This is a genomic window from Salmonella sp. SAL04157, assembly GCF_046551635.1.
Classification (GTDB): domain Bacteria; phylum Pseudomonadota; class Gammaproteobacteria; order Enterobacterales; family Enterobacteriaceae; genus Salmonella; species Salmonella enterica.
Genome location: NZ_JBGDVS010000024.1, coordinates 1 through 5,285, shown reverse-complemented (window position 1 = coordinate 5,285; position 5,285 = coordinate 1). Strand labels below are relative to the sequence as shown.

Sequence of the window (5,285 nt, the reverse complement as noted above, 5' to 3'; positions counted from 1 at the left end):
GTTTTAATAACTGGCTTAAAGCTGAAAGCTTTCCGGAACCCCCAGCCTAGCTGGGGGTTTTCCATAGACAATAAAAAACCGGCCTTACGGGCCGGTTTAAGACGTAATAAAGATTAGCCACGACGGGCTTTTACCGCTGCCGACAACTGACGAAGCAGCGCATCGGTATCTTCCCAGCCAATACAGGCGTCAGTAATGCTTTTACCGTAGGTCAGCGGCTGACCGCTTTCCAGACTCTGGTTGCCTTCTACCAGATGACTCTCTACCATCACGCCAATAATCGCTTGTTCACCGCCCGCTATCTGCTGGCAGACATCGGCGCAAACCTCCATCTGCTTTTGAAATTGCTTACAGGAGTTGGCATGGCTGAAATCGATCATGACCTGCGGCGTCAGTCCCGCTTTGGTGAGGCCTTCTTTCACCTCAGCAACATGTTGCGCACTATAGTTTGGCGCTTTACCGCCGCGCAGAATGATATGGCAGTCGCCGTTGCCGCTGGTATTCACAATCGCCGAATGACCCCATTTAGTGACGGAGAGGAAGCAATGCGGCGCGCCGGCGGCGTTGATGGCGTCAATGGCGACTTTAATCGTGCCATCAGTACCATTTTTAAAACCGACCGGACAAGAGAGGCCAGACGCCAGTTCGCGATGAACCTGGGATTCAGTAGTCCGCGCGCCAATGGCACCCCAGCTCATCAGATCGGCCAGATATTGCGGCGTGATCATATCGAGGAATTCGCCGGCGGCAGGCAGGCCGCTGTCGTTAATATCCAGCAGCAGTTTGCGCGCAATACGCAGACCGTCGTTAATCTGGAAGCTGTTATCCATGTGCGGATCGTTAATCAGCCCTTTCCAGCCGACGGTAGTACGCGGTTTCTCAAAATAGACGCGCATGACAATTTCAAGCTCGCCTTGAAGCTCATCGCGTAGCGCCAGCAAACGGGCGGCATACTCTTTCGCCGCTGCCGGATCATGAATTGAACAAGGACCGATCACCACCAGCAGACGATCGTCATTGCCTTTGAGAATTTTATGGATGGCTTTGCGCGCGTGAGCAACGGTATTTGCTGCATTTTCCGTGGCGGGAAACTTTTCCAGCAGCGCGACCGGAGGTAATAACTCGTTGATTTCTTTAATGCGTAAATCGTCGTTCTGATAATTCATGTTTATTCCAGTGTTGCCGTACTTATCCCAATGAATGCAATCCCTCCAATCTATCTCTTCAATTAAATAGTGTAAACGGGCTTTTACACTTTGAACGGAATAATCCTGGAATTCAGGAAAAAAACGCACAAATGTAGCGAAAAATGGGATCTAACCTACACTTTTTAACTGTAACCACTCTGTTTATGAATTATTGCAAGATTCTCTGCTGCGTTAACCTGCGGCGGCGAACGCTTTTTATCCCTTATTTGAGGATTTGACTGACACGTGCACTGTTGGAAGAGGTTATCCGACATATCCACCATAACAGGAGCATCTTATGAAAATGACAAAACTGACTACGCTTTTACTCACCGCTACCCTCGGCCTTGCCAGCGGCGCAGCGTTAGCTGCTGAATCTAACGCGCAATCCAGTAATGGCCAGGCGAACTCGGCGGCAAATGCCGGTCAGGTTGCCTCGGACGCCCGCCAGAATGTGGCGCCAAATGATGTGAATAACAACGACATCAATACCAACGGCAATACTAACAGCACGATGCAGCATCCGGACGGTTCAACCATGAATCATGACGGAATGACCAAGGATGAAGAGCATAAAAATACCATGTGTAAAGACGGTCGCTGCCCGGATATTAATAAAAAAGTGGAAACCGGTAATGGCGTCAATAATGACGTGAATACCAAAACCGACGGTACCACACAGTAATGCAGAAAAAAGTCTGATAACGGGAGAGCTTTCGCTCTCCTTTTTATTTTGTCAGCGAAAAATCAGTATGATGTCTACAGTATTGATGAGAATAACAAAGGAATGACGTTATGGCGCACTCACACTCTCATGCCGATTCACACCTGCCGAAAGATAATAATGCTCGTCGCCTGCTTTTCGCCTTTATCGTCACTGCCGGATTTATGCTCCTTGAGGTGGTGGGCGGGATACTCTCCGGCTCTCTGGCGTTGTTGGCGGATGCGGGACATATGCTCACCGACGCGGCGGCCCTTCTCTTTGCGCTGCTGGCGGTTCAATTTTCCCGTCGCCCCCCGACTGTTCGCCACACTTTTGGCTGGCTAAGACTCACCACACTGGCGGCCTTTGTGAATGCCATTGCGTTGGTGGTCATTACCCTTCTCATTGTCTGGGAAGCGATAGAGCGCTTTTACACGCCACGTCCGGTGGCGGGCAATCTGATGATGGTGATTGCGGTTGCGGGTCTGCTGGCGAACCTGTTTGCGTTCTGGATTCTCCATCGGGGAAGCGATGAAAAAAACCTGAACGTGCGCGCTGCCGCGCTGCATGTGATGGGCGATTTGCTGGGTTCCGTCGGCGCAATAGTCGCCGCGTTGATCATTATCTGGACGGGCTGGACGCCAGCGGACCCGATTCTCTCTATTCTGGTTTCGGTACTGGTGTTACGCAGCGCCTGGCGTTTGTTAAAAGATAGCGTCAACGAATTGCTGGAAGGCGCGCCGGTTTCACTGGATATTAATGCCTTACAGCGCCATTTAAGCCGGGAAATCCCCGAAGTCCGCAACGTACACCATGTGCATGTCTGGATGATCGGCGAAAAACCGGTCATGACATTGCACGCTCAGGTCATTCCGCCACACGACCATGATGCGCTGCTGGAACGTATCCAGGATTTCCTGATGCACGAATACCATATTGCGCACGCCACGATTCAGATGGAGTATCAAGTGTGTCACGGCCCGGACTGTCACCTGAATCAGACGCCATCCGGGCATGTTCATCACCATTAACGGGAAAGCGCGCGCGATCCTCGCTCCCGCGCGCTGTTTATCCACAGGCGGCTACCGTTCACGGCGATAAATGTCAGGATCAGATATTCCAGCGACATCGCATAGACGCCCTGCAAAGCAAAAATCACCACACTGATCACGTTGATTATCACCCACAGGAGCCAGTTTTCGACATATTTGCGTGTCATCAGAATCATCGCCGCGATAGACAGCACCATCATGCAAGAGTCCCAGAACGGGAAGGCGTCCGGTTGCAGTACGGGCATTGTCACCTGTAACCCCAGCATCTGCATAATGGCGACGGCCACGCGCGTCAGGACGGCGAATACGGGATCGATATATCGCGTCATCAAACCAATGGCTATCACACATATCGCCAGCCATGCCATTGCTTTTGGCAACGGCAGCCAGCGGATTTTAAGCTCGGCTTGATTATCCTTTGTTTGCCGCGACCACGCATACCAGCCATAAATATTGGCGGCAAAGAAAAAGAGTTGCAGCAACAGGCTGGCATAAAGCTGGATCTGAAAGAAAATAATCGCAAACAGGGTGACGTTAACCAGTCCAAAAAAGTAGTTGCTGATCTTCTCCAGACTGGCAAGCCAAATACAGAGCAGGCCGGCGATGGTCCCTACCGCTTCGATCCACGAGAGATCGTACCCGCCAGCGCCAATCGGAATATGAATCAGTATGTTGTGCGTACTAAAAAAATCCATTCTCTCCCCCAAAGATTTCCGTCTTTACGCCCGAAGTGTAGTCGCAAAATCCAGCATTCGGTTGAGGGGCAGTAATGCGCCCTCGCGTAGCGCCGCATCAACCTGTATTTCATGCGCCGCGCCTCCCTGCTCCAGCCCTTCAGCAATGGCTTTCAGGCCATTCATCGCCATCCACGGACAGTGCGCGCAGCTACGGCAGGTCGCCCCCTCGCCAGCCGTGGGCGCTTCAAGCAGCTCTTTTTCAGGCACCGCCTGCTGCATTTTGTAGAAGATGCCGCGATCGGTCGCCACGATAAGCTGTCTGTGCGGCAGCGTTTTTGCCGCCTTAATAAGCTGACTGGTGGAGCCCACCGCATCGGCCATCTCGACAATGGACTGCGGCGATTCAGGGTGAACCAGAAGAGCGGCATCGGGATAGATTTTTTTTAAACGGGTCAACGCCTGGGTTTTAAACTCGTCATGCACGATACACGCCCCTTGCCAACACAGTACATCGGCCCCGGTCTGTTTTTGCACGTAATTCCCCAGGTGTCTGTCCGGCGCCCAGATAATTTTTTCCCCCAAACTATCCAGATGCTCAATCAGTTCTACGGCGATACTGGAGGTCACAACCCAGTCCGCACGCGCTTTAACAGCAGCCGAGGTGTTAGCATAGACCACTACGGTTCTGTCAGGATGCGCATCACAAAAAGCGCTAAATTCGTCTATTGGGCAGCCTAAATCCAGCGAACATTCCGCCGCCAGGGTAGGCATAAGAATGGTTTTTTCCGGGCTGAGGATTTTGGCGGTTTCCCCCATAAACCGTACGCCCGCTACCAGTAACGTGGATGCGGCGTGCTTCGCGCCGAAACGGGCCATTTCCAGCGAGTCGGAAATACAGCCGCCGGTTTCTTCTGCCAACTGTTGAATTTCCGGATCGGTGTAGTAGTGCGCCACCATCACAGCATCCCGTTCGCTGAGGAGTCGTTTGATTTTCTCACGATAAAATTGCTTTTCATCGTCGTTCAACGGCGTTGGTTTCGGCGGGAACGGGTAGATTGCGGCTTGTGGGTCAAACATTACGCTCATCGTGGTTTCTCGTTTTACTGACTTAACGAAACAACCGAATGAAAGCGTAATAAACGCCACAATCGGTTAATTTGTTTTATATGCTAAACAAGATAGCTGATTCAATAAGGAAAGTCACAATAATTACGTAGCCCCGTATCTGATGGCGGCGTAACGTCTTATCAGGCCTACGTGAGCGGTGCCGTCTGTAGGCCTGATAAGCGCAGCGCATCAGGCAAGACCCGAACCTGCGGCAGGTTCGAATCTTCCATATTGCAGATAGCAAAAAGGCGCCTTTAGGGCGCCTTTTTACATTGGTGGGTCGTGCAGGATGACTCGGCTTCGCCTCGCCCTACGGGCCGTCGCTGACGCAACGTTATCCTTCACGCTCAACATCTGAGTTTGATGTTAAATTGGTGGGTCGTGCAGGATGACTCGCTTCGCTCGCCCTTCGGGCCGTCGCCGTAAACGGCTCCGTTGTCTCACTGCGTTCGACCCGAACCTGCGGCAGGTTCGAATCTTCTATATCGCAGATAGCAAAAAAGCGCCTTTAGGGCGCTTTTTTACATTGGTGGGTCGTGCAGGATTCGAACCTGCGACC

General features: G+C 51.9%; 5 protein-coding genes and 1 other RNA gene. 2 read left to right on the top strand and 4 right to left on the bottom strand.

What is annotated here, in order from left to right; genetic code table 11:
• Nucleotides 1-113: 113 nt before the first annotated feature.
• Nucleotides 114-1,166: a 3-deoxy-7-phosphoheptulonate synthase AroG gene (aroG, locus tag ACLJRE_RS23750; RefSeq protein ID WP_001528822.1), complete on the bottom strand. Its 1,053-nt coding sequence runs from the start codon at nucleotides 1,164-1,166 to the stop codon at nucleotides 114-116.
• Between the two features lie 319 nt (nucleotides 1,167-1,485).
• On the opposite strand from aroG, the gene ACLJRE_RS23745 reads away from it, so the two are divergent.
• Both ACLJRE_RS23745 and zitB read left to right on the top strand, forming a co-directional pair.
• Nucleotides 1,486-1,872, top strand: a complete 387-nt coding sequence (locus ACLJRE_RS23745) for a YbgS-like family protein (protein WP_023212947.1) — start codon at nucleotides 1,486-1,488, stop codon at nucleotides 1,870-1,872.
• A gap of 110 nt (nucleotides 1,873-1,982) precedes the next feature.
• Complete coding sequence (zitB, locus tag ACLJRE_RS23740; RefSeq protein WP_023212946.1) at nucleotides 1,983-2,921, top strand: CDF family zinc transporter ZitB; 939 nt, start codon at nucleotides 1,983-1,985, stop codon at nucleotides 2,919-2,921.
• Here the strand turns inward: zitB and pnuC are convergent.
• The 3 genes from pnuC to ACLJRE_RS23725 all read right to left on the bottom strand — a co-directional run bounded on the left by pnuC (nucleotide 2,918) and on the right by ACLJRE_RS23725 (nucleotide 5,224).
• Nucleotides 2,918-3,637: a nicotinamide riboside transporter PnuC gene (gene pnuC / locus ACLJRE_RS23735; RefSeq protein ID WP_000345365.1), complete on the bottom strand. Its 720-nt coding sequence runs from the start codon at nucleotides 3,635-3,637 to the stop codon at nucleotides 2,918-2,920. The genes zitB and pnuC overlap by 4 nt on opposite strands.
• Nucleotides 3,638-3,661: 24 nt before the next feature.
• Nucleotides 3,662-4,705 carry a quinolinate synthase NadA gene (nadA, locus tag ACLJRE_RS23730; RefSeq protein ID WP_000115351.1) on the bottom strand — a complete coding sequence of 348 codons (1,044 nt, stop codon included), beginning with the start codon at nucleotides 4,703-4,705 and terminating at the stop codon, nucleotides 3,662-3,664.
• A 393-nt stretch (nucleotides 4,706-5,098) separates the two neighbouring features.
• A non-coding RNA gene (locus tag ACLJRE_RS23725) (RtT sRNA) lies at nucleotides 5,099-5,224 on the bottom strand.
• Nucleotides 5,225-5,285: the final 61 nt, after the last annotated feature.